This is a genomic window from Flexivirga caeni (assembly GCF_003724155.1).
Lineage (GTDB): Bacteria > Actinomycetota > Actinomycetes > Actinomycetales > Dermatophilaceae > Flexivirga > Flexivirga caeni.
The window spans coordinates 304,401-326,398 of record NZ_RJJQ01000001.1; the positions used below are offsets into that span (position 1 = coordinate 304,401).

General features: G+C 67.8%; 27 protein-coding genes and 2 tRNA genes. 19 read left to right on the forward strand and 10 right to left on the reverse strand.

Features of this window, described 5'->3' with window-relative positions; translation table 11 throughout:
* Window positions 1-26 precede the first annotated feature (26 nt).
* Both EFY87_RS01550 and EFY87_RS01555 read left to right on the forward strand, forming a co-directional pair.
* Complete coding sequence (locus EFY87_RS01550; RefSeq protein WP_123269857.1) at window positions 27-1,166, forward strand: RNA polymerase sigma factor; 1,140 nt, start codon at window positions 27-29, stop codon at window positions 1,164-1,166.
* A 9-nt stretch (window positions 1,167-1,175) separates the two neighbouring features.
* Entirely contained in the window at window positions 1,176-1,715 is a 540-nt protein-coding gene (locus tag EFY87_RS01555) for an NUDIX hydrolase (protein WP_123269534.1), read from the forward strand.
* Window positions 1,716-1,743: 28 nt separating this feature from the next.
* On the opposite strand, the gene EFY87_RS01560 is transcribed toward EFY87_RS01555, so the two are convergent.
* Window positions 1,744-3,408, reverse strand: coding sequence for a peptide-N4-asparagine amidase (locus EFY87_RS01560; protein WP_123269535.1), 1,665 nt, complete (start codon window positions 3,406-3,408; stop codon window positions 1,744-1,746).
* 131 nt (window positions 3,409-3,539) lie between these two features.
* On the opposite strand from EFY87_RS01560, the gene EFY87_RS01565 reads away from it, so the two are divergent.
* The 3 genes from EFY87_RS01565 to EFY87_RS20175 are packed head-to-tail and all read left to right on the forward strand — an operon-like array spanning window position 3,540 to window position 4,808.
* A complete protein-coding gene (locus EFY87_RS01565; RefSeq protein ID WP_123269536.1) occupies window positions 3,540-4,214 on the forward strand; it encodes a class I SAM-dependent DNA methyltransferase in 675 nt (224 codons plus the stop codon).
* A 33-nt stretch (window positions 4,215-4,247) separates the two neighbouring features.
* Complete coding sequence (locus EFY87_RS01570) at window positions 4,248-4,622, forward strand: nucleoside triphosphate pyrophosphohydrolase family protein (RefSeq protein ID WP_123269537.1); 375 nt, start codon at window positions 4,248-4,250, stop codon at window positions 4,620-4,622.
* A 27-nt stretch (window positions 4,623-4,649) separates the two neighbouring features.
* A complete protein-coding gene (locus EFY87_RS20175; RefSeq protein ID WP_158607462.1) occupies window positions 4,650-4,808 on the forward strand; it encodes a hypothetical protein in 159 nt (52 codons plus the stop codon).
* On the opposite strand, the gene EFY87_RS01575 is transcribed toward EFY87_RS20175, so the two are convergent.
* Complete coding sequence (locus EFY87_RS01575; protein ID WP_342769090.1) at window positions 4,792-5,292, reverse strand: nucleoside deaminase; 501 nt, start codon at window positions 5,290-5,292, stop codon at window positions 4,792-4,794. The genes EFY87_RS20175 and EFY87_RS01575 overlap by 17 nt on opposite strands.
* A 16-nt stretch (window positions 5,293-5,308) precedes the next feature.
* Between EFY87_RS01575 and upp the strand changes: the two genes are divergently transcribed.
* Window positions 5,309-5,947: a uracil phosphoribosyltransferase gene (gene upp, locus EFY87_RS01580; protein WP_123269538.1), complete on the forward strand. Its 639-nt coding sequence runs from the start codon at window positions 5,309-5,311 to the stop codon at window positions 5,945-5,947.
* Here upp and EFY87_RS01585 read toward each other — a convergent pair.
* The 3 genes from EFY87_RS01585 to EFY87_RS01595 all read right to left on the reverse strand — a co-directional run bounded on the left by EFY87_RS01585 (window position 5,932) and on the right by EFY87_RS01595 (window position 8,795).
* Window positions 5,932-7,182, reverse strand: coding sequence for an MFS transporter (locus tag EFY87_RS01585; RefSeq protein WP_123269539.1), 1,251 nt, complete (start codon window positions 7,180-7,182; stop codon window positions 5,932-5,934). The two genes, upp and EFY87_RS01585, sit on opposite strands and share 16 nt — an antisense overlap.
* Complete coding sequence (locus tag EFY87_RS01590; RefSeq protein WP_123269540.1) at window positions 7,179-7,739, reverse strand: ArsR/SmtB family transcription factor; 561 nt, start codon at window positions 7,737-7,739, stop codon at window positions 7,179-7,181. The genes EFY87_RS01585 and EFY87_RS01590 overlap by 4 nt, the downstream gene beginning before the upstream one ends.
* A gap of 69 nt (window positions 7,740-7,808) precedes the next feature.
* Window positions 7,809-8,795: a small ribosomal subunit Rsm22 family protein gene (locus tag EFY87_RS01595; RefSeq protein WP_123269541.1), complete on the reverse strand. Its 987-nt coding sequence runs from the start codon at window positions 8,793-8,795 to the stop codon at window positions 7,809-7,811.
* Between the two features lie 212 nt (window positions 8,796-9,007).
* On the opposite strand from EFY87_RS01595, the gene EFY87_RS20480 reads away from it, so the two are divergent.
* The 6 genes from EFY87_RS20480 to EFY87_RS01620 all read left to right on the forward strand — a co-directional run bounded on the left by EFY87_RS20480 (window position 9,008) and on the right by EFY87_RS01620 (window position 12,163).
* Complete coding sequence (locus EFY87_RS20480; protein ID WP_181445420.1) at window positions 9,008-9,181, forward strand: hypothetical protein; 174 nt, start codon at window positions 9,008-9,010, stop codon at window positions 9,179-9,181.
* A 12-nt stretch (window positions 9,182-9,193) separates the two neighbouring features.
* Window positions 9,194-10,009: a PH domain-containing protein gene (locus EFY87_RS01600; RefSeq protein ID WP_123269542.1), complete on the forward strand. Its 816-nt coding sequence runs from the start codon at window positions 9,194-9,196 to the stop codon at window positions 10,007-10,009.
* Window positions 10,010-10,078: 69 nt separating this feature from the next.
* Window positions 10,079-10,654, forward strand: a complete 576-nt coding sequence (gene def, locus EFY87_RS01605) for a peptide deformylase (RefSeq protein WP_123269543.1) — start codon at window positions 10,079-10,081, stop codon at window positions 10,652-10,654.
* Window positions 10,655-10,678: 24 nt separating this feature from the next.
* Complete coding sequence (locus tag EFY87_RS01610) at window positions 10,679-11,548, forward strand: SMP-30/gluconolactonase/LRE family protein (protein WP_123269544.1); 870 nt, start codon at window positions 10,679-10,681, stop codon at window positions 11,546-11,548.
* 74 nt (window positions 11,549-11,622) lie between these two features.
* Window positions 11,623-11,695 (forward strand) — tRNA-Arg (locus EFY87_RS01615).
* A 72-nt stretch (window positions 11,696-11,767) separates the two neighbouring features.
* On the forward strand, window positions 11,768-12,163 hold the full coding sequence (locus tag EFY87_RS01620) for a (deoxy)nucleoside triphosphate pyrophosphohydrolase (protein WP_123269545.1): 396 nt from the start codon (window positions 11,768-11,770) through the stop codon (window positions 12,161-12,163).
* A gap of 18 nt (window positions 12,164-12,181) precedes the next feature.
* Here the strand turns inward: EFY87_RS01620 and EFY87_RS01625 are convergent, their stop codons facing one another.
* Both EFY87_RS01625 and EFY87_RS01630 read right to left on the reverse strand, forming a co-directional pair.
* Window positions 12,182-12,859, reverse strand: a complete 678-nt coding sequence (locus EFY87_RS01625; RefSeq protein ID WP_123269546.1) for a response regulator — start codon at window positions 12,857-12,859, stop codon at window positions 12,182-12,184.
* Window positions 12,856-14,010: a sensor histidine kinase gene (locus EFY87_RS01630; protein ID WP_123269547.1), complete on the reverse strand. Its 1,155-nt coding sequence runs from the start codon at window positions 14,008-14,010 to the stop codon at window positions 12,856-12,858. Before EFY87_RS01630 ends, EFY87_RS01625 begins: the two co-directional genes overlap by 4 nt.
* Window positions 14,011-14,139: 129 nt before the next feature.
* Here EFY87_RS01630 and EFY87_RS01635 point away from each other — a divergent pair, with 129 nt between their 5' ends.
* From EFY87_RS01635 to EFY87_RS01650, 4 genes are all read left to right on the forward strand, one after another.
* Window positions 14,140-14,817 carry a hypothetical protein gene (locus tag EFY87_RS01635; RefSeq protein WP_148043205.1) on the forward strand — a complete coding sequence of 226 codons (678 nt, stop codon included), beginning with the start codon at window positions 14,140-14,142 and terminating at the stop codon, window positions 14,815-14,817.
* A 62-nt stretch (window positions 14,818-14,879) separates the two neighbouring features.
* Window positions 14,880-15,791: a glutaminase gene (locus EFY87_RS01640; protein ID WP_123269549.1), complete on the forward strand. Its 912-nt coding sequence runs from the start codon at window positions 14,880-14,882 to the stop codon at window positions 15,789-15,791.
* A 41-nt stretch (window positions 15,792-15,832) separates the two neighbouring features.
* Window positions 15,833-17,950: a phosphoinositide-specific phospholipase C-related protein gene (locus tag EFY87_RS01645; protein WP_148043206.1), complete on the forward strand. Its 2,118-nt coding sequence runs from the start codon at window positions 15,833-15,835 to the stop codon at window positions 17,948-17,950.
* Window positions 17,951-18,163: 213 nt separating this feature from the next.
* Window positions 18,164-18,976, forward strand: coding sequence for a hypothetical protein (locus EFY87_RS01650; RefSeq protein WP_148043207.1), 813 nt, complete (start codon window positions 18,164-18,166; stop codon window positions 18,974-18,976).
* A gap of 46 nt (window positions 18,977-19,022) precedes the next feature.
* Here EFY87_RS01650 and EFY87_RS01655 read toward each other — a convergent pair.
* A tRNA-Ser gene (locus EFY87_RS01655) sits at window positions 19,023-19,109 on the reverse strand.
* A 149-nt stretch (window positions 19,110-19,258) separates the two neighbouring features.
* On the opposite strand from EFY87_RS01655, the gene EFY87_RS01660 reads away from it, so the two are divergent.
* From EFY87_RS01660 to EFY87_RS01670, 3 genes are all read left to right on the forward strand, one after another.
* The gene (locus EFY87_RS01660) at window positions 19,259-19,633 is read left to right on the forward strand and encodes a hypothetical protein (protein ID WP_123269552.1); all 375 of its coding nucleotides are present in this window, start codon (window positions 19,259-19,261) and stop codon (window positions 19,631-19,633) included.
* Between the two features lie 198 nt (window positions 19,634-19,831).
* Window positions 19,832-20,110, forward strand: coding sequence for an HU family DNA-binding protein (locus EFY87_RS01665; protein ID WP_123269553.1), 279 nt, complete (start codon window positions 19,832-19,834; stop codon window positions 20,108-20,110).
* A 99-nt stretch (window positions 20,111-20,209) separates the two neighbouring features.
* The gene (locus EFY87_RS01670) at window positions 20,210-20,503 is read left to right on the forward strand and encodes a DUF2087 domain-containing protein (RefSeq protein ID WP_123269554.1); all 294 of its coding nucleotides are present in this window, start codon (window positions 20,210-20,212) and stop codon (window positions 20,501-20,503) included.
* A gap of 54 nt (window positions 20,504-20,557) precedes the next feature.
* On the opposite strand, the gene EFY87_RS01675 is transcribed toward EFY87_RS01670, so the two are convergent.
* On the reverse strand, window positions 20,558-21,331 hold the full coding sequence (locus EFY87_RS01675) for an SDR family oxidoreductase (RefSeq protein WP_123269555.1): 774 nt from the start codon (window positions 21,329-21,331) through the stop codon (window positions 20,558-20,560).
* Between the two features lie 25 nt (window positions 21,332-21,356).
* The gene (epsC, locus tag EFY87_RS01680) at window positions 21,357-21,992 is read right to left on the reverse strand and encodes a serine O-acetyltransferase EpsC (RefSeq protein ID WP_123269556.1); all 636 of its coding nucleotides are present in this window, start codon (window positions 21,990-21,992) and stop codon (window positions 21,357-21,359) included.
* Window positions 21,993-21,998: the final 6 nt, after the last annotated feature.

The following is a 21,998-nucleotide window of genomic DNA, read 5'->3' on the forward strand; positions in this document are numbered from 1 at the left end:
CTGCACCGCGCAGCGTCGTCGTGGTGATGCAAGAGGAAGTGGTCCGGGACCTGGTCCCGCCGGCCATCAGCGCCCTCTGCCGGCGCGGTGCAGACTTTGCTTCGGCAGAGGATGCCGTGCAGGAGGCGTTGCTCAAAGCTCTTGCCAACTGGCCGGACTCGCCGCCCCGAGATCCGCAAGCCTGGCTCATCACGGTCGCCTGGCGGCAGTTCCTGGATCAGCTGAAGTCGGCCGATGCGCGAAACGCGCGCGAGCTTCGCCTCGCGCAGCAACCGGCCCCGGGAACGCCGCCGGGCACGGACGACAGTCTCCGGCTCTACTTCCTGTGCGCGAGTCCGGCACTGACTCCCGCCTCGGCGGTCGCTCTGACACTTCGGGCAATCGGCGGGCTCACGACGAAGCAGATCGCCGACGCCTACCTGGTGCCCGAAGCGACCATGGCACAACGCATCAGCCGGGCGAAACGACAGCTCGGGGGCATCCGTCTGGATGCGGCCGGCGACCTCAGAACTGTGCTGCGCGTGCTCTACCTCGTCTTCAACGAGGGATACAGCGGATCGCTCGATCTCACCGCGGAAGCGATCCGTCTCACCCGCCAACTCGCCTCTCTCACCTCGGATCCCGAGGTGAGAGGTCTGCTCGCGTTGATGTTGCTGCACCACGCGCGACGCAGTTCGCGGACCGGACCGGACGGGAGGCTCGTGCCGCTGCGCTCGCAGGACCGGACCCGCTGGGACACCGAGACGATCGCGGAGGCCGTCGTCATCCTGCAGGACGCCCTCGCCGCGGACCAGCTGGGCGAATACCAGGCACAGGCCGCGATCGCAGCACTGCATGCCGACGCGCGGACCGTCGAAGAGACCGACTGGGTCCAGATCGTCAGCTGGTATGACGAACTGCTCGCGATCACGGATTCGCCTGTCGTCCGGCTCAATCGAGCTGTCGCCGTTGCAGAGGCGGACGGTCCCGCAGTGGGCCTTGCGGCGCTGGCCGAGGTCGACCCGAGCGTGCCCCGGCATACAGCTGCTGCGGCATACCTGCACGAGAACGCGGGCGACCTCACCCGGGCAGCGCACCTGTATGCCGAGGCGGCCCAAAAGGCCGGCAACACCAAGGAACGCGATCATCTGCTGCGGGAAGCCGCCCGGCTTCGAAGCAGCAGGTAACGTCGCGGCGTGGCCTCCATCCCGACAGGATTCGACGCGCTCTTCGGACCGGCATACGTCGACTACGCCAACGCCGACATCGTGGGAACCGTCGAGCGGCCGCCAGCGCACCTCATCCACCGCGTCCACGTCATCGCGACGCCGGCACCCGGCATCGTCACCGTCTGCGAATCTGCCGAAGGCTGGCGTTTCCTGCCCGGAGGTCGGCTGGAGCCTGGCGAGACACTCGAATCCGCAGCAACCCGAGAGCTTTACGAAGAAGCCGGTTCGCGCCCGACCGGACCCTTGCAGCTCTTCTTCAGCCACGTTGCCACCAGCCGCAACCCGGCGCCCTACATGCCGCACGCGCCGCACCCGGTGGCGTGGTGGGTCTTCGGCATCGCTCCGACCGTCGTGGTCGGGGCGCCACCGGCGGGCATCGACGGCGCCGAACAGATCACCGACGTGCAGCACCTGCCGGTGGCCGAGGCGATCTGCTGGCTGGCCGACGCCGCCGACCAGACCTCAGCCGACGTGCTGCGACTCGCCGCTCACCTCGAACTCATCTGACCGCACCGGAATTCGCCGCATCGGCGACTCAGCCGCCCTGCCGGTTGCTGACCACTTGCCCGTGGTCGGTGGTGATCCGGTGCCAGTAGAAGCGGCCCAAGTCGTCGGTGCCTGCGTAGCTCGTCGTCGAGTGCCCGTCCGCCTCGCTCGTCGCACCATTGACGCGCGCCAGGATACCGTATGACATGACGTTCCAGTCCCATCCCCGCCACTGCTGCTCGCGTCCGTCGCTCGTCATACTCGAGACTCGCTGCGTCATGTCGACGGTGCCCTTCAGCGAGAAGTTCTGGTCGTTCACGTACTGCGCTGCGGAGTAGTTCACGCTGATCGGGTAGGACTCGACGAGCGCCGACCTACGCACGACCCGGTGGCCGATGCGCGACACCGACCGGGAGACAATCGTGTCCCGCTGGGTGATGTCCTGCACCTGGCCCGCGTCCCCGACCGATCCCGAATTCGACCAGTTGCGAGACGTGTTCACCGTCGTGACGATCCGCCCTGCCGAAGTGTTCACATAGCCGACCAGCTGATCGGCGCGCCGCGCCGTCTCGCCATACTTCACCGTCCCGTTCACGGGCTTACCCGCAGTCGTCGCGGTGACCGGCGCAGCGGCCACGGTGTCCGAAGTCAGGGCCCCGGAGATCCGGGCACGGTGATGATCCGTCCAGAGGAAGAGCGCTGCACGCACGTTCCAGGTATCGCCGATCGGATTCATGCCGAAGGTGATCGTGTGCGGCATCCCGTCGACCAGCCGGCCGGCGAACGGCGTGAGATCGAGCGACTCCGTGCGCATGTCGAGAGTGTCGATCGCCACCACCGGGCGCCACAGAGTCGGGACGATGCCGCCGGAGTAGATGTGCGGGAAAGTGCCGACCGCGCCCGCGCGGGTGCCGTCCACCGACACCATCGCCTCCCGGTAGGCGCCGGAAGCGCACAGCCCGTCCCCGGGGAAGTCTGCGGCGACCTGGTCGGGGACCGCGGTGAACCATTGCTCGTCGCAGCCGTTGCCCTTGAGCGTCGTCTCGAGACGCGCGCGAATGATGTTGCGGGGCAAGCCATTCAGCGTCGCCGATGCTGTCGGTGCACCGGGTGACAGGTCCGCGATGGGCACGCCGATGACCTTGTCTGCAACGTCCGGCGCAGGGTATCTGCGATTGGCCATATAGAAGGTGACCCGCACCGTCTGGTCGTAGTTGCCGGTGTAGACGCTCGACATGTAGTTGGTGATGCCGCCGGAGAACTTCTGTGGCGTGCGGAAGAGGGAACTGAACTCGGTGATGTCCTTGCGGAACGAGAACGTCGTCGGCTTGTCACCGTTCGGCTCCTGCGTGGTGCCGAACCACACCGGGACGCCGCCGATCTCCAGCTCACCGGTCCGGTCGTACTGCCGTCCACTCACCGAAGTAGTAGAGCTGAGAACCACTTTCGACCACGAGCCCTTGCACCTGACGGGAACAGCGATCGTGCCGGAGTAGGTCTGCGGGCTCATGTCCGCAGCGTTCGACATGAAGTGATCTGCCAGCGTGACGGTGCAGTGCGGGGTATCCGGCAGCGAAACCGGCGGCTGCGCGGAGACGGTGTCACCGCCAGGCGCCTCGATCACTCCGCCAGCGGCACGGGCCCCAGGCGCGCCGGCCAGCGCCATACCCACACAGACGACGCCGACCCCGGCGGCACACAACACACGACGCATCACGACTCCTCGTGTTCGTTCCGACCCCGAGCATCCACGACGCTAGCCGCCCGAACGTCCCCGTGGGGCGTTCGCGCACGCGTCATCGACAACCCGTGGTCGCGCCCGGAGGGAGCGATTAACGTGGACGTATGACGCGTGAGCTGTCCGCCCCTCGACACGTCGCCGCGGCATACGACGCGGTAGCCACGGAGTATGCCGAAGCGATGCGCGACGAGCTGCGCGGCAAACCACTGGACCGGGCACTGCTCGCGGCCCTGGTCGAAATGTGTCAGGACGGCACCATCGCCGACATCGGTTGCGGCCCCGGCCACGTCACCGAGCACCTGGCGTCACTCGGTGCCCGCACCGTCGGCATCGACATCTCGCCGCGGATGATCGAGGTCGCCCGCACGGAGCACCCGAACCTCGACTTCCGGGTCGAGTCGATGACCGACCTCACCGAGCCCGACCAGAGCCTGGCCGGCGCTGTCCTGCTGTATTCGATCATCAACCTCACCCGCACCGAACGCGAGCGCGCCTTCGCCCAGATCTTCCGGTCGCTGCAGACCGGCGGGATGATCCTGGTGTCGTTCCACATTCGCAGCGAAGAGTTCGCGCCCGGGCAGATCCAGCACCTCGACACCTGGTTCGGGCAGAGTGTCGACATCGACGGCCACTTCCTGGAGCCGGACCAGGTGATCGACGAGATCGCCGACGCGGGGCTCGACATCGTCTCGGTCACCACGCGGCTGCCGCACCCGGAAGTCGAGATCCCCACCGAACGCGCCTACGTGCTGGCCCAGCGGCCCGCGCCAGCCGACTGAGCAGGTGTCGGCGCCGGCTGGCACGATGCCCGGATGGACCTCGCCGCCTGGACCAGCCGTCTCGAGAACGTCTCCGCCGGGTATGCCGAGGTCTACTCGATCGACCGCACCCCCGACTGGATGCTGCTCAAGCTCCTCGAAGAGCTCGGCGAGCTGAGCCAGGCCTGGCTGGTCGCCAGTGGTCGCGGTCGCGACCGCGACAAGTCGCTCGACGAACAACGGGCCGATCTCGCGGCGGAGTGCGCCGACGTCGTCGCCATGGCACTCCTGACCGCACACCGGATGGGTGTCGACGTCGAGTCGGCCCTGCGGGACAAGTGGCTGCCGTGGGAGGAATACCACGCGAAACGTCGTGAGGGCACAGCTACGCCGCCAATTCCGTTGGACAACAATGCTTTCGGCGTATGACGGGCCACGTGTGCGAGACTTTCCCACATGAAGAACTGGCCGACGTCGGCGAAGGTCGTCGTCCTCCTGCTGATCGTGATCATCGTCCTGCCGTCGATCTTCCGACTCATCTGGCTCGCGGTGATCGGCGTGATCGTGGTCGGACTCGGCTACGTCGCCTTTCAGGCGATCACTCGGAAGCGCTGAGCGACCCAGCTGCCGCCGCCGTGCGCCGGGCACGGAAGAAGCCGGTGAGCAGCGCCGCGCACTCCTGCTCCCGCACACCTCCGATCGCGTCCAGCCGGTGCGGACTCGGGTTGTCGGCGACGACGTCCCAGGCGCTCCCGCACGCGCCGGCCTTCGGATCCCACGCACCGAAGATCAGGTGCGACACCCGCGACTGCATGATCGCCCCAATGCACATCAGGCACGGTTCGAGCGTCACGACCATGGTGCAGCCGTCCAGCCGGTAATGCCCCAGTGCCGCCCCCGCGGCTCGGATCGCAACGATCTCCGCGTGCGCCAGCGGATCGCCGTCGGCGACCCTGCGGTTGGGTCCGGCACCGAGCTGCGCACCGTGCTCGTCGATCAGCACCGCCCCGACCGGCACGTCCTGGGTGGTGAGTGCCAGCCGCGCCTGCTCCAGCGCGAGGGACATCCAGTCGTCGGCAGTGCTGTCGGGCGTGGGCACCACTAGAGTTTGCGACATGCGCGTCGAGCTGGCCAACCACCCCCTGATCGCCCACAAGCTGACCTATCTGCGAGACAAGCGCACGGACAGCCCCACCTTCCGGCGCCTGGCGGAGGAGCTCGTCACTCTGCTCGCCTACGAGGCGACCCGGGAGGTGCGCGTCGAACCGTTCGAGATCGAGACACCCGTTGCCCCCACGACCGGCATCAAGCTGTCCTCGCCGAAGCCGCTCGTCGTGCCGATCCTGCGGGCTGGCCTCGGCATGCTCGAAGGCATGGTCCGGCTGCTGCCCAGCGCCGAAGTCGGCTTCCTCGGCATGCAGCGCAACGAAGAGACGCTGGAGGCGATCACCTACGCCAACCGGCTCCCCGACGACCTGTCCGGCCGTCAGTGCTACGTGCTGGACCCGATGCTGGCTACCGGCGGCACGCTCGCGATGGCGATCCGCTATCTCGCCGAACGCGGTGCCGACGACATCACTGCGGTCACCCTGCTGTCGGCACCCGAGGGCATCAAGGCGGTCGAGGAGCAGCTCGCCGACCTGACGATCCCGATCACCCTGGTGACCGGGGCGATCGACGAACGCCTCAACGAGAACGGCTATATCGTGCCCGGCCTCGGCGATGCCGGCGACCGGCTCTACGGCGTCGTCTGAAGGTCGCCCTGGGGTTCGTCGGCCATCCGGTTGAGCCCGCGCACGGCTGGCACGAGAAGCGTGCCGAGTGCGATGGCCGCATAGCAGCAGCCGGCAGTGATCATCAGCGGCCGGACCTGGACGTGGCTGGCCAGCCAGCCGAAGAGCAAGGTCCCGATCGGTATGGCGATGAACGACCCCAGCATGTCGTAGCTCGACACTCGCGACAGCACCTTCGACGGAATCTGCTCCATCATCGCGACCGTCCAAGCTGTGCCGAACACCTGCGTGCCCGCGCCACCGACGAACGCAGCGATCGCGAGCACCGCCGTCTGCGGATGAATCCCCAGCAACAGCAACGGGATCGCGATGAGGGAAACACCCGCCATACCGTTCAGCAACAGGCGGTGGATGCGCACCCGCAACAACACGACCGACATCACCAGCATCCCGACGGCTTCCGAACCCACCACGATTCCCCAGCCGCGGATGCCGAGGTCCGGGTTGTTCTTGGCGATCACCGGACCGACGACGACCCACGCTCCCGCCTGGATCGCATTGAGCAGGCCGAACGCGAGCACGATGACCCACAGCCAGGTGCGCGAGACGAATTCGCTCCACCCCTCACGCAACTGCGTCAGCATCGACGTCGCCTGCCGCGCCGGCGCCGGCAACACAACCCGCGCCAGCAGTGCCGCTGCCACGAGGAAGGAGAATCCGTCCACCGCGAGCGCCAGCTCCGGGCCGATCGAGGCGACCAGCAGGGTGCCGATCACCGGCCCGATGAAGGTTGCGCCGTTGCGCACGAACGACATCAGCGAGTCGGCCTGCTGCAGGTGCTCGCGTGCCACCAGTTGCGGGATCAGGCCCTGTTGCGCCGGCATCGAGAAGGCAGATGCGCCGCCGGTCACCGCGCCGAGCAGTGTCATCGACAGCACCGTGGCCCACCCCGCCCACAGCGACACGCACATCGTCAGTTGCACGGCCGCCATCAGCAGATAGCACGTCTGCATCACCATCCGGCGCGGGAGCCTGTCGGCGATGACCCCGCCGAAGAGCAGGCACAGCACGTTCATGCCCATCTCCGCGGCGAGCACGATGCCGAGCGAACCGGCCGAGTTGTCGATCTTCAGCACGGCGAAGGCGATCGTGACCGGCGTCATCATGCCGCCGACCGTGTTGATCGACCGGGAGAGGAAGAACCACCGGAAGTTCTTCTCGCGCAGCACCGGCAGCGCCTCGCGGAGATTGCTCACTTTTCCGGCTGCTCCCCGTCGCGGTCGTCGTGCATGGTGAAGAGCTCCACCTGGAAATTGACGTGCGCCGAACCCGGCGCGTGCGGGCTCAACGCCTCGTCATGAACCAGCCGGGACGCCTTCTTCACCAATTCCCTTGCCTTGCGCCAGGTTTCGGGTGTCAGCCATACCTCTGCGTCGGCGCTGATCGCCGGGCCGTCGATACGCTGCTCCGAACGCCGGACCAGTTCGCCATACATCACGTGGATGTATTGCTGCCATTCGGTGCGTGAAACCCCTTGGGGTCGCTGCCCGTTCGGGTTCGGACGCTGCTCGGGGTATCGATAGCGATATTTCTTCGCCTGCCCACCGCGCACCGACTCGGTCTCGACAACCTGCACCTGACCGGCCTTGGCGAGGGTGCGCAGGTGGTAGCTCGCGTTCGCCTGGGTGATATCGAGTTCGCGTGCCAGCTCGGCAGCGCTCATCGGCGCCCCGGTCAGCAACGAGAGCATGCGCAGCCGCACCGGGTGTGCCGTGGCCCGCAACTCGGCGATCGCCTCATCCTCCAAAGACATGTTGGGGAGTATGGCGCGCCGCCGATCCCACTGTCAAACAGTTATTTGGCGGTTGTCGCAGGGCAGCTACTACCCCACCGGCCAGGAGTCGCCCCAGCGGACGTCCCGTGCCTGTTTGTATGCCGCACCCTGCCGCTTCGTCACCACCGCGCGACCCGCCGAGCCGTCCGGCCGGCACAACTCCAGCTCGACCAGACCCTTGCGCTTGCCCGGATGCCGCAGGACCCGCGCGGGCGCGCCCTCGTCGACGGCGGCGGCGCGGTCACCCGGAACTGCCACGACATACGAGAACTTCTCGTCCTCGTAGCCCAGTTCGCCGCCCTTCAGCTGCCGGTGCAGCGCGGAGCGCTCGACCCGCGCACTGAAGTGACACCAGTCCGAGCCGGTCAGCGGACACTCCCCCTGGTGCGGGCACGGAGCGACGACCCGCCAGCCCGCGTTGAGCAACACCGAGCGCGCCGCGAGGATCCGCTGCCAGCCGCTCGGCGTGCCCGGCTCGACCACGGCAACAGCTTTGCGCGCTGCGCCGAGCGCGGAGCGCACCACCGCCTCGCGACCGCTCTCGGCGAGCTCGGAGAGCACGTAGGACACCGTGACCAGGTCAGCTTCCGGCACCGCGGATCCCGCCCGCCAGGGCACGAAATCGACCGCTCCACCCTCGGCGGCGCGCAGCCGGCGACCGAGCGCGAGCGCGTCCGTGACCTGGTCGAGCACGGTCACCCGCGCATCCGGCCACTCCTCGATCGCTGCCCACGCCGCCGCACCCGTACCACCGCCCATATCGATGACCGACACAATCGGGGGAAGCCGAAGTACGCTGTGCTGCAACATGTTCCGGCACGCGGCGAGGGTCGCCGGCATACGGTAGACGGCATACGCGAGCACGTCCGACGAACCGCTCAGAATGGGTGCATCGGCCGCACCTCCGGCGCGATAGCGCCCGATCAGCCGCTCCACGGACGCCGCGAGCGCGGCACGTGACACGCCGCCGACCGCCGCGTCGAGCGCATCGCGCAGCCGCAACTCGGCCGGGCGCAGGGACGGACTGGGCGGCATACGGAGATCCTCGGCGGGCACGATCAAGGGCAGAGAAGGCGACAGCGATCGTAGCCACGCGGAGGCGAAAGGCCGTAATGTGAAGAGTTGGCGACCCGCCATACGACACACCACGACCCCACATCACCAATCACACCAGCAACATCTGTCACAATGATGCTCAGATCCGTGCGTCCACTGCCCGGACCGTTCCCGCAACGCCGGAGGAAATGATGGCCCTCGACAAGGTCCGCAAGGTCGTGATCTGGTTGGTCGTCGCCTTCATCGCCTACGCGATCTTCACCTCGCCCGACAAGTCCGCCGACATCGTCCACAACATCTGGTCGATCATCAGCAACGGCGTCACTCAGATCGGCCACTTCTTCCACAAGCTCCTCAACGGCTAGGCCGGTTCGGCGATGGATCACGTCGATCCGGGCGCCGACAAGGCCACGGCCCGATTCCTCCTCGACGACGAAACCCTCGTCGTCGCGCAACGCCAGCACTGGATGGCGCTCGCGAAACCCGTCGGGATGGCCGTCAGCGGCCTGTTCCTCGCACTCATCGGCGGATTCAGCGCGCCCGCCAACTACGGCGTGCTGACCGACCTCGCCTGGAAACTCTGGTTCATCCTGCTGGCGTATGCCGCCTGGCGCTTCATCCAGTGGCGCGTCGACTGGTTCCTCGCCACCGACAAGCGGCTGCTGATGACGTATGGCGTCCTGAAGCGCCGCGTCGCAATGATGCCGCTCGCCAAGGTGACCGACATGTCGTTCAACCAGACCCTGCTCGCACGACCGCTGCGCTACGGCCAGTTCATCCTGGAGAGCGCCGGGCGCGAGCAGGCGCTGCGCCAGATCGACTACATCCGGGACGCCAAGGAGACCTACCTGGCGATCGTCGGCGAGATCTTCGGCGAGGTGGTCAACGAGGATGTGGACGACGCCCCGGAGGAGCGGGATCCGGACGACACCGACCCCTTCCTGGCGCGGCAGCTCGCGGCGGCGCGAGCTGCGTCATACACCGGAGAGGACCCGACCGACGTGCCGATCCGCCCGATCGGCAAATACCAGCCGCGACCCGAGCGCCCGCGACAGAGCGGGCTGCGCCGGCGGATCCTGCGCCGGGCCAACGAAACGCCCCCGCGTGCCTTCGGGCACGAGAACGACGTCGGCTGGAACGCGTCCCCGGAGCCGCAGCCGCGCCGCCAGCCGCGCGACCTGAGCGACGACTGAGCAGCTCGCGCCGGATACGCTGCGTCGTCGAGTCAGTGCGTCCGTCGCCTGCGGCAGGAGTTGAGAACCATGGCAGTCCGTCCGATTACCGTCATCGGGCACAAGGCGTTGCATCAGCCGACCAAGAAGGTCCGGGAGATCACGCCGGAGATCCGCACGCTCGTGCAGGACATGTTCGACACGCTGGACGCCGCGAACGGCGCCGGCTTGGCTGCCAACCAGGTCGGCGTGCGACTGCGGATCTTCGTCTACGACTGCGCCGACGGCTCTGACGTCGAGCAACGCGGCGTCGTCATCAACCCGGTGCTGGAGAAGGGCACCGTGCCGCCCGGCGACCCGGCGCCCGAGGACGGCGCCGAAGGCTGTCTGTCGGTGCCCGGCGAGTGGTTCCCGACAGCGCGATCGGACTGGGCCCGCGTCACCGGCATCGACCTGGACGGCAACGAGGTCGTGGTCGAAGCCACCGGCGGCACGCTCGCCCGCTGCCTGCAGCACGAGACCGACCACCTTGACGGCAAGCTGTATGTCGAGCGGCTCACCCCGACCTACCGGACCAAGGCCCGCGAGGCGATGAAGGCCCGCGGCTGGGAGGCCCGGCGCATCACCAAGTGGGACCCCGCCACCCAGCAGGCCGAGAAGGTATGACGCCCTCCTCGTAGGCTGAACTCCATGCGCGCCGAGCCGATCGCCAAACCACACGCCTTCCACGCCGAAGGGCCCGTCTGGTGGCCGGAATGGTCGCTCGAAGGCCCCGGTGAGCTGCGGTATGTCGACATGTTCGCCGGCGACGTACTGACCGTGCGCGGTGACGACGTCGACCGCGTGCACGTCGGCACGATCGCGGCGGCGCTTCGCCCGCGCGGCTCCGGCGGCGCGCTGATCGCCGTCGAGCGCGGTTTCGCCCTGTCCGCCCAGAACGACCTGTCGGACCTGCAGGTCATGCAGCCGATCTGGGACGACCCGTCGGTCCGCTTCAACGACGGCGGCTGCGACCCGGCGGGCAACTTCTACTGCGGCACGATGGCCTACGACCAGCACGAAGGCGGCGCCTCGCTCTACCTGCTGACGACCGAGGGTATGGCGAGCCCGGTCCTCGGCGGGCTGACCATCGCCAACGGCATCGGCTGGTCGCCTGACGGCCGCACGGCATACTTCAACGACACCCCGACCCGCACCATCTGGGCGTTCGACTGGGAGCCGGCGACCGGCCTGACCGAGCGGCGTCCCTGGGTCGAGCTGCCGGACGACCTGCAGGGCAGCCCCGACGGCCTGTGGGTCGACCAGGAGGGCGGCGTCTGGATTGCGCTGTATGGCGGCTCGGCCGTCCACCGGTATGTCGACCGCACCCTCAGCCAGGTCGTCGAGGTGCCCGGTGTCACCAACGTCACGGCCTGCACCTTCGGCGGCGACCAGTTGCAGACGCTCTACATCACCACCACGAAGGAAGACGTCCCAGCGGGCGAACAGCCACTGGCCGGAGCGGTTTTCGCTGTCGAACCCGGAGTGGGCGGCCTGCCCGTCGCACCGTTCGGCGGCTGAGCCCGATCCGATTTCACCGCCACCGCGTTCCTCGGGTAGAGTGTCTCGACGTTGCGCGGGAGACCGCACAGCACGCACCCGTAGCTCAACGGATAGAGCATCTGACTACGGATCAGAAGGTTTGGGGTTCGAATCCCTACGGGTGCACTCTGTGTTGAGACAGAGGACGAGCCCTGGTAGCGGACACGCTGGCCGGGGCTTCGTCGTGGAGGGGGTCGCATGACCGCACCCATCGAGGTCGTCGGTGCCGCCGTCGTGCACGACGGCCTGGTGCTGGCCGCACAGCGCGGCCCCACGATGTCCATGCCCGGGTCATGGGAATTCCCCGGCGGCAAGATCGAGCCTGGCGAGTCGCCGCAGGAGGCACTCGTCCGCGAGCTGCGGGAAGAGCTGCTCTGCGATGTCACGGTCGGCGAACACGTCGAAACCACCTCGCATTCCTACGATTTCGGCATCATCATACTCTCGACGTATTTCGCCGCGATCGAAGCCGGCGAGCCGCAAGCCACCGAACACGCCGAACTGCGCTGGGTGCCGCCGTCCAAGCTCCACGGTCTCGCCTGGGCACCCGCCGATCTGCCGGCGGTCGAGCGCGTCAGCCGCGTGCTGGGGTAGCGCGGGGGCGGCCGACTGCTACATGGTGTCGCCGTACCGGCCGGTCGGCTGGAGGTAGCCGGTCTCGTAGGCGAGGACGACGACCTGCACCCGGTCACGCAGGCCGAGTTTTGCCAGGATGCTGGCGACGTGTGTCTTCACCGTCGCGTCACCGACAATCAGAGCGCCCGCGATCTCGGCGTTGGACCGGCCGCGGGCCAGGTGCCCGAAAACCTCCAGCTCCCGCTCACTCAGGCTTTCAAGCACCTCCGGCAACTTCACCGACGGCGGCGGCACCGACACGAAGCGCTCGATCAGCCGGCGAGTGAGCACCGGCGCGAGCACTGACTCGCCACGAACCACCAGCCGCAGCGCGGCGATCAGCTGCGCTCGCGGTACGTCCTTGAGCAGGAAACCGCTGGCACCAGCGGCCATTGCGGCATACACCAATTCGTCCAGATCGAAGGTCGTCAGCATGAGCACTTGACTCGCTGAGCCGGCAGCAACGAGCGTGCGGGTCGCCTCAATGCCGTCCATGCGCGGCATCCGGACGTCCATCAGCACCACATCGGGCGTCAATTCGGCGGTGAGGCGGAGGCATTCACGACCGTCAGCGGCCTCGCCGACCACTTGGATGTCGTCCTCCAGGTCCAGGATCAGCCGGAAGCCGGCTCGCACCAACTCCTGGTCGTCACACAGCAGCACGCTGGTCGTCATGGCACCACCATCTCTTCGGTGTCGTGAACGGGCAACCAGACCGCAAGCCGGAAGCCGCCGTCCGATGTCTGTCCGGACTCAACACGACCGCCTGCCGCAAGAGCTCGTTCACGCACTCCCACAAGTCCGAGACCGCTCGAATCCCCTGGTATGACGTGGGTTCGTCCCGTTGGTGAGTTGACGACCTCGATGCAGATCTGCCCGTCCTCGCGCACCACCCGCAGGGATGCAGGCACGTCGCCCGCGTGCTTGCGCGCGTTGGTGAGCCCTTCCTGGACCACCCGATAGACCGTCAGCTCGGTCCCTGAAGAGAGTGAGCCGAGCCGTCCCAGCTCGGCCGTGAGCGGCGCGCCAGACTCCTGCATCTCGGCCACCAGCCGCGGGAGGTCGGCTATGCCGCGCGCCGGAGCGAGCACGTCGACCGGTTCGTCCTCGTCCGCACGCAGCACGTGCAGCAGTTGCCGCATGTCACCCAACGCGTCCCGGGCACTGCTGCGAATCGCGCGCATCGGTGCGGCCGCCAGCCCCGGGTCCTTCTGCAGCGCTGCCTCGGCCGCATCTGCCTGCACCGCGATCACGCTGAGGCCGTGCGCGACGACATCGTGCAGTTCGCGGGCAATCCGCGTGCGTTCGTCGGCAACCGCGATCCTTGCCAGGTCATGCCGGTGCTGCTCGGCATACGTTGCCCGCTTGCGCCACGATCTGGTCCCGCGCCCGAAGAGCCACACACCGCCGAAGACGAGTGCATCGAACGGATAGTCCGAGCCGTGATCGAGCCACTGACACAGAAACTGGCTGCCCATCGTCATACCGAGCCCAAGAAGTGCTGTGCCTTCGTCGCATTCGGCACCGACGGTGTACGACATCACCAGGAAGACCACGAGCGACCAGAGCGACCTGGACTCACCGTTCGCGAGGACCGTCTGGGCGATCGCCATACCGGCGATGAGCGCGGCGACTGGTAGTGGGAAGCGGGTCCGCCAGGCGACCAGAACGGTGCTCAATGCGGCGATCGGCAGGGTGACCACCAACGGGTGCTCGTCGACGGCACCGGTGACGAGCCCGCCGACGGCCAGCACGCACAGCACCACAGCGAGCACCGTGTCGAGCACCGGCAGCCCGCCGGGCCGACGCGCCCGGAGCAGCTCCATGGTCGATGGTACGGCCGCCGGCACGCCTCGCGACTCCTCATCGAGAATGATCGCGCTCCACCACCAGGTGGAGCGGAATCAGCAGCGCGGACGAAGCGGTGTATGACGCTGCCGCCGCACCGTTACTGCATGAACACCACGACCCGCAGCCGTGTCGCTGCCACCCTCCTCGTCCTCGGGCCACTGACCCTCACCGTCGGCGACCTGCTGCGCCGGATCATCGTCCCATCCGGCAGCCCCTCCGCGGTCGCAATCACCCACGCCGTTGCCGACCACCAGAACATTTGGCTCGTCGCGGGTCTGCTCAATCTCGCCGCCGCGGTGTCCCTCGTGCCGGCAGCACTGGCACTCATCCCGGGTGCCGGCTCCCGCGGCGCTCGCACTACGACAATCGGCGCGTGCCTCGTCGCCACGGGATCCGTTGCCGCGGCTGCGCATACGGTCGCCTTCTTTTCCCCCTACGCTCTCTACGGGAACGCCGGCACACCGCATTCCGCGATCACCGCGTTCGACGACGCCTCGGAGTCCTACCCACTGCTCGTCCTGGTCATTGCGCTCTTCATGATCGGGCTGATGCTCGGGTCACTGGTCCTGTTCGTCGGTCTGCGCCGGGCACGACGGGTGCCGATCTGGGCAGTGGTCGCCGCCGTCGTGTTCGTCGCGTGCGGCAGTTCCGGAGGCGTCGCGCCGGGGATCCTCGGCGTGGCCGCGGCACTCGTGGCCTTCGTCCCGGCGGCCCGTTCTCTCGTCGCATCCACCCCCGTCGCCGGGCAACCGGCCACCGGAGGGTTGTCACTCACCAGCTGAGCCCCGCTACACCGGCCCGTCGTCTCCCGCGGCGGGCCGGTTCACCCTGCCATCATGGCCCCGTGGACATCGACCGACTGCTCTCCCAGATCCGCACGGAGATCCAGCCTCAGATCGGCCGCGGCCGGGTCGCCGACTACATCCCTGCACTCGCCGAGGTCGCCCCCGACCAGTTCGGCATGGCGATCGCACTCGCCACGGGTGAATGCCACGGCGTTGGAGATTGGCTGAAACCCTTTTCATTGCAAAGCATCTCGAAGATCTTCAGCCTTGCGCTCGCTCTGGCCGAGAACGAGGAGAGCATCTGGACCCGGGTCGGCAGGGAACCTTCGGGCAACGCCTTCAACTCGCTGGTGCAGCTGGAATACGAGAACGGCATACCGCGCAACCCCTTCATCAATGCCGGCGCGCTCGTCGTGACCGACCACTTGAGCGGTGTCGTCGACTGCGCGGCCGACGCCGTGCTGCAGTTGCTGCGCATCGAGTCCGGCAATCCGGACATAGGCTACGACCTCCAGGTGGCGGAGTCGGAGACCGCGCACGCCGACCGGACGCTGGCACTCGCGCACTTCCTCGCGTCATACGGCAACCTGCGCGGCGACGTCCCGACCGTCGTCGACGAATACGTCCGCCAGTGCGCCATCGCGATCAGCTGCCGCGATCTGGCGCTGGCCGGCCTCTTCCTCGCCCGGCACGGGTTGCGGCGCGACGGATCGCGCATGCTGTCGCCGAGCCAGACGAAGCGCATCAACGCAGTCATGCTGACCTGCGGAACGTATGATGCCGCCGGCGAATTCGCCTACCGCGTCGGCCTGCCCGGCAAGAGCGGGGTTGGCGGCGGGATCCTCGCAACTGTGCCCGGACGGTGCTCCATCGCCGTCTGGGGACCGGGCCTGGACAATCGTGGCAACTCGGTCGCAGGCGTGGCCGCTCTGGACCGCTTCACGACGCTTACCGGGTGGTCGGTGTTCTGAGCACACTGCCGAGGCGGGCAGCCCGCTGCTAGTGTCCCGCCATGAGACGCTGGTCGGCGGGATGCACCGCTCTGGCGGCGCTATTGCTTCTGCTCGGTGTGTTCGCTGCGGTCGTCAACCACAACGTGCTCGACGAGCAACGGTTCGCACGGAACGTCAACACGGTGCGCCAGGACCTGGCCGTCGCCCATGCCGTCGGCGAGCGCATCGCCCAGCAGGCGATCAATGCCTACCCGGACCTGATCGTCGCGCGCCCCGCGGTGGAGGGTCTATCCATCTCGGTCGCGGGTAGTTCGGCGCTCGGTCCGGTCGTCCGGCATTCCGCCGCCGTGCTCCACCAGTCCCTGAGCGGGCAGCGGTCCGGCGATGTCGCACTGCGGCTGCTGGACGTCGGCACCGTGCTAACCGGAGTCCTGCCGTCGGTCTCCCCGCAGGCCGCCGAGCACATCTCGCCCGACATGTCGGTGACACTCGCGCACGTCAGCAACCACTCCATGTCCGGACGGCTGATCCAGTTGGTGCGGCTCAGTGGTCTGTTCAGCTGGCTGCTACCCCTGCTCGCCGTCCTGTTCTTCGCAGCCGGCATCCTGCTGGCTCCCAGCAGGCAGCGCTCTGTCGTGCGCACCGGGTGGGGAATCACGTTGTGCGGTGGGACGATCGGTCTGGTGGCGGTCGCCGGATCGACCGTCGCCTCCGCGCAGGACAGGGGCACCCTGACGGGCGCTCTGATCGCTGCCGGATGGCACGTTCTGGCGCCGCAGCTGTGGTGGTGCGCGGCCCTGGCCGTGCTCATCGGGCTGGTGATCGCCTCGGCCGGCTCGGCACGCCTGCCCGATGCCGACCTCGGCATGCTCGCAGCCCGCTCGTGGCACCTGATCAACCGCCGCCCGGAGGGCCGCTGGGGCATCGCAGCCCGCGGCGCGCTGTTGGTCGTCCTCGGATCCGGAGCGGTCTTCCGGCCAGGTCTCACCTTCGGTGTCCTGGCCGGTCTTGTCGGCATCGTCGCACTGGTCTCCGGCATTGCCGAACTGACGTTCGCAGCCGGGTTCCGGCCGCAACAACCGGCTGCGAACGCCAAACTACCCGCACGGCGTTCGATGGGAACGCGCATCGCATTGGCGACCCTCGCCGCGATCGTCGCCGTCGTCGTAGCCGTGACGGCCCTGCCCTCAAGTCCGCCGACCAACTCGGCGGACGCTGTCGCCAAGGGCACCACCACGGCCGCAGATGCGTGCAACGGCTACGTCCAGTTGTGTGACAGGCGGTATGACGAGGTGGCGTTTCCCGCCGCGCACAACGCAATGTCGGCCGCCGACGAAAGTGGTTGGTATGCCGCCGAACAGTCGACCGGCATCATCGGCGACCTCAACGCCGGCATCCGCGTGCTCCTCGTCGACAGCTACTACGGCCAGCGCTCGAAGAAGAAGGGCCTGGTCATCACCGCCCCGGCCAGCCGCGCCGAGGCGATCGCGGCAGCCACCAAGGACTTCGGACCGGACGTGGTCGCGAGCGCAACGCGGCTGAGGAACTCCGTCACCTCGGCCCCTGTCGGACCGGTCAGCGAATACCTCTGCCACGGCTTGTGCGAGTTGGGTGCCACGCAGTGGGAGCCAGTGATGGCGCAGGTGCGCACCTGGCTGGCAGCCCACCCGCGCGAAGTGATCACGTTCTTCGTGGAAGACACCGTCTCCCCCGCCGACACGGCAAAGGTTTTCCGCGCCGCCGGGCTTCTGCCGTACGTCTACACGCCACAGGACGGCAAGCCGTGGCCGACGCTCGGCTCGATGATCGACTCCGGCCACCGCCTGGTCGTGCTGATGGAGCGTCACGGCGGCGGCAGCGAATTCCCTTGGCTACTGCAAGGATTCGACTGGGTGCAGGACACGCCATACACCAATCCGACACAAGCCTCGTTGACCTGCCGGCTCAATCGCGGTTCGAAGACGGACGATCTGTTCATGCTCAACTACTGGCTGGCCAACTTCGACAGCCTGGTGACGGATGCCCGCACTATCAACAAGTTCGACGTGCTGTGGCCCTATGCATCCCGGTGCCAGCGGGAACGCGGACAGATCCCGAACTTCGTGGCCGTCAACTACGCCAGTGAGGGTGACCTGCTGAAAGTCGTGGACAAGCTCAACGGGGTCGGGCCGAGCTGACGGCACAAGCCTCGCGAGATCACCCTGACTCCGGCCAGTGAATTGGCTCGCCTTGTCCACGACTTTCGCAACTCTGGCCCCTCCCCTTGCAACCTGTGAGTAGCCTGTCCCTGCCCCGGGTGGCCACGCGGAGCATTCAGACGGCAGGAAGGCACACCCATGGGGATCACCGGAAATGGCGGCAGACGAACTCTCCCGGCGGTGGGGTTCGCGATGCTCCTCGCAATCTTCGTGCTGTTCTCGACGGCCGGACGCGCAGTGGCGGACCCGTCGAGTCCTGGTGGCGGTCCCACCGCTGCCGTGACTTCGTCACCCGCCGGGAAACAGGTGACTGCTGTCGCGCCGACCTGGAAGACCGTCGGCTGTGGCGGGGTGGACAACGTGCTCACGATCCCAGGTGTGACCGGCGTGGAGTATCTCGTCAACGGCGTGGTCACGCCGACGGGCGAATACGGGATCTACCAGTTCGGCGACAACCCCACGAAGCTGGCGGTGGCTGCGAGGCCGCTCCCTGGGTACGTCCTGGGCGGACGAACTTCCTGGAGCTTCGATGCGCAGGCGCCCGAATGCGTCGCGCCCCACATTGCGGTGCACTGTGGCGGGTTCACGGTCACCAACAAGGCGACGTATGACATCGGCTTCGCCTGGCAAGCGCCCGGCGCATCGGCGCCGGAGAAGTACTTCCCGAGGATCGCACCGGGTGCCACGGTCCGGATCACGACCAAGCTCGCGAGAGGGGACTACCTCTACGCGCCGTCCGACGACGGGACCCTGTTCAGCATCGCGCAGCTCACCGTGCCGCAGAACTGCACGACGCCGACACCCTCCTCCACGCCGCCCGCACCGACCACCACCCCATCCGCACCGTCCACGAGCAGCACCGTCACCGGCCCGCCGATCGTGACCGACGGACCCAGCAGCGCCGCAGGAGACAATGCCTCCCTCCTGCTGGGCGGCGCCGCGTGCGCCGTGGGCATGGTGCTCGCCGGTTTCGGACTGCGGCGGCGACTGCGACTGCGACGCTGAGCGTCCCTCATGAGCGGCCCTCAGAGACCTCACTCCGTTCGGTGAGCGGAGGGCGAGGGATTCGAACCCTCGATGGGCGTAAACCCATAGCGGTTTTCAAGACCGCCGCACTAGGCCACTATGCGAGCCCTCCATCGCTTGCGGTGCCACGGCAGCGCAAGCGCGCACCATCCTAAGCGCGCCCGGGCGGCGCACCCAACCGGCAGGACCACGACAGTCGCGCCCGGACCGGCAAACAGCCACGGCAGGTAGGGTCGGACGAAATCGACGAAAGGAACCGTGATGAGCAAGCTGACCTTCGCCGTCGGCATCGCCGCCGGTTACGTGCTGGGCGCCCGCGCGGGCCGGGGTCGCTACGAGCAGATCAAGCAACTCGCTGGCCGGGCCTGGAACCACCCCGCAGTTGCCGAGCAGCGCCAGAAGACGACCGCGCAGATCAAGGAGCGCGGTCCGGAGGTGGCCGCCGCGGCCGGGCAAGCAGCTGTCAAGGGCATGGGACAGGCCGCGAAAAGTGCTGCCACTGCAGGGTTTCAGGCCGCCGTCGGGCGCCGCCCGGGTCCGGTGGTGAACGGCGAACTTCAGGAGCCGGCAGCCCCGTCCCAGGCAGCAGACCGCACGACGCCCACGACGTCGGAACCGGTCGACGCGACGCGCTGAACGCGCCGAAGACGGGGCGTCTTGGACCTTGTCGCACTGTGCGTCTACCGTGGTGCGCGGGTCACACCCTTGCAATGGCGCGGAATATCCGGGCGTATGGCGTGGGCGGACCCGACTGTCGCCGGCACCACGGCGGCGCACCATGATCGACGGACCGGATCACACCGGTCCCCCAAGACAAGGAATAGGACCCTATTCATGAACCGCACTGACCTTGCCAGCACCATCGCCCAGCGCACCGGTGTCAGCGTCAAGGACGCCAACGCCGTCATCGGCGGCCTCAACGACGTCATCCTCGAGGCGATCGGCCGCGGCGAGAAGGTCCAGCTCCCGGGCCTGCTGACCATCGAGCGCGTCGACCGCGCCGCCCGCACCGGCCGCAACCCGCGCACCCGCGAAGAGATCCAGATCCCGGCGTCCAAGGCCGCCAAGGTGACCGTGGGCTCCAAGCTGAAGGCCGCCGCCAAGGGCGAGTGACCTCCTGCGACATACCCGAAGGGTGTGCTGACCGCCCGGTCAGCACACCCTTCGCTATATGACCTGCGTCTCGCGACTCCTGGTGCTCTACTGGATCTCATGCCCACCCCGCTCGACGCCATCGTGCACCGCGAACCGCGGCTGGAGTCTTTCGTGCGAGACGGCGAACTCACCCGCATCCCACGGCGTCCGGCGATCGCCGCCACTCTGTATGCCGCTGTCGCCGCTCAGCTGCCCGCGAACCTGACGATGTCCGAGACGGAGGTCAACAACCTCCTGCGCCCGATCTACCCTGACGTCTCGACACTTCGTCGTGCCCTCGTCGACCACGGTCATCTGCTCAGATCCGCGGACGGCAGCAGGTACGAGCGGTCACGCTCAGTCCAGGATTGAACCCACGTGGTCGTGTACGCCACCGGCCCGTCGGCACTCGGAAAGCTCCACGGTTCAGCCACGTCCCACGAACGGCATGTCCGCCGCGGCGACCGTCAGGTCGAAGACCGCGGCATCCTCCGGCATGGTCGCCATCAGCACGACCGCGCGCACCACGGACTCGACAGCCATCGTGGGCTCGGGGCGGGTGGAACCGTCGGCTTGGAGCATGCCGGTCGCCATACCAGCCGTCATCGCGGACGCGGCGTTGCCGATGTCGATCTGCCCGCACCGCACCCGGTGCGACCGTCCGTCGAGAGCGATCTGCTTGGTCAGCCCGGTGATCGCATGCTTGCTGACGGTGTATGGCGCGGCCTGCGGCCGGGGCACGTGTGCCGAGATGGAACCGTTGTTGATAATGATCCCACCGACTGGGCGCTGAAGCCGCATGTGCCGGAACGCTTCTCGCGCAGCGAGGAACATTCCCGTGAGGTTGACGTCGATCACCGACTGCCAGTCGGCGAGCGTGATCTCGTCGAACGGCGTGGTGAAGGAAGACACCCCGGCGTTGTTGAAAAGCACATCCACCCGCCCGAAGCGCTGCGCGGCCCGGTCGAAGAGCCGTGCGACCGCGGCTTCGTCGGTGATGTCGGTCGGGATCGGCATGCCGGCATCCGCCCCGATGCGCGAAGCGGTTTCGGCGAGAGCCGCTTCGCGTCGCCCGGCCAGCGCGACGACGAATCCGGCGCGTGCCAGGCCGATCGCGACCGCCCGCCCGATGCCACTGCCGGCACCCGTCACCACAGCGACCTGGCGCAACTCGTCCCGGGTCACGGCTTCCTCGGTCATAGACCGAGCTTAGAGACCGCCCGGCTCAGATGAACAGTGCCGGGTCGGCATACGGATCCGGTTGCACGGCAACGGGTTGCGGGCGCCGGATCTTCGCCGGCACGCCGACGGCAACACTCGCATCCGGCACGTCGTGCACGACCACCGCGTTCGCCCCGATCTGCGCGTCGTCGCCGATCGTGACCGGCCCGAGGATCCGTGCGCCTGCCCCGATGGTCACCTTGTTGCCGACCGTCGGGTGCCGCTTGACCCGGTCGAGCGACCGCCCGCCGAGGGTGACGCCGTGATAGATCATCACGTCGTCACCGACTTCGGCAGTCTCACCGATCACGACACCCATGCCATGGTCGATGAAGAAGCGTTTGCCGATCTGCGCACCGGGGTGGATCTCGACGCCGGTCGCGGCGCGCGCGACCTGCGAGACCAGCCGCGCAGGCAGCCGCCACCGGCTGCCCTTGCGCCACATCGAGTGCGTTAGCCGGTGTGCCCACACCGCGTGCAGCCCTGGCGACGCAAGCGCCATCTCCAGGCGCGAGGTCGTCGCCGGGTCCCGCTCGATCGCGGCGTCGAGATCCTCACGGATCGACGCGACGGCGGCACGAACCGACTGGGTCAACGGCGTGCGCCGGTGACCGGTGGTCAACAAGGTGCTGTGTGCCATGCTGGT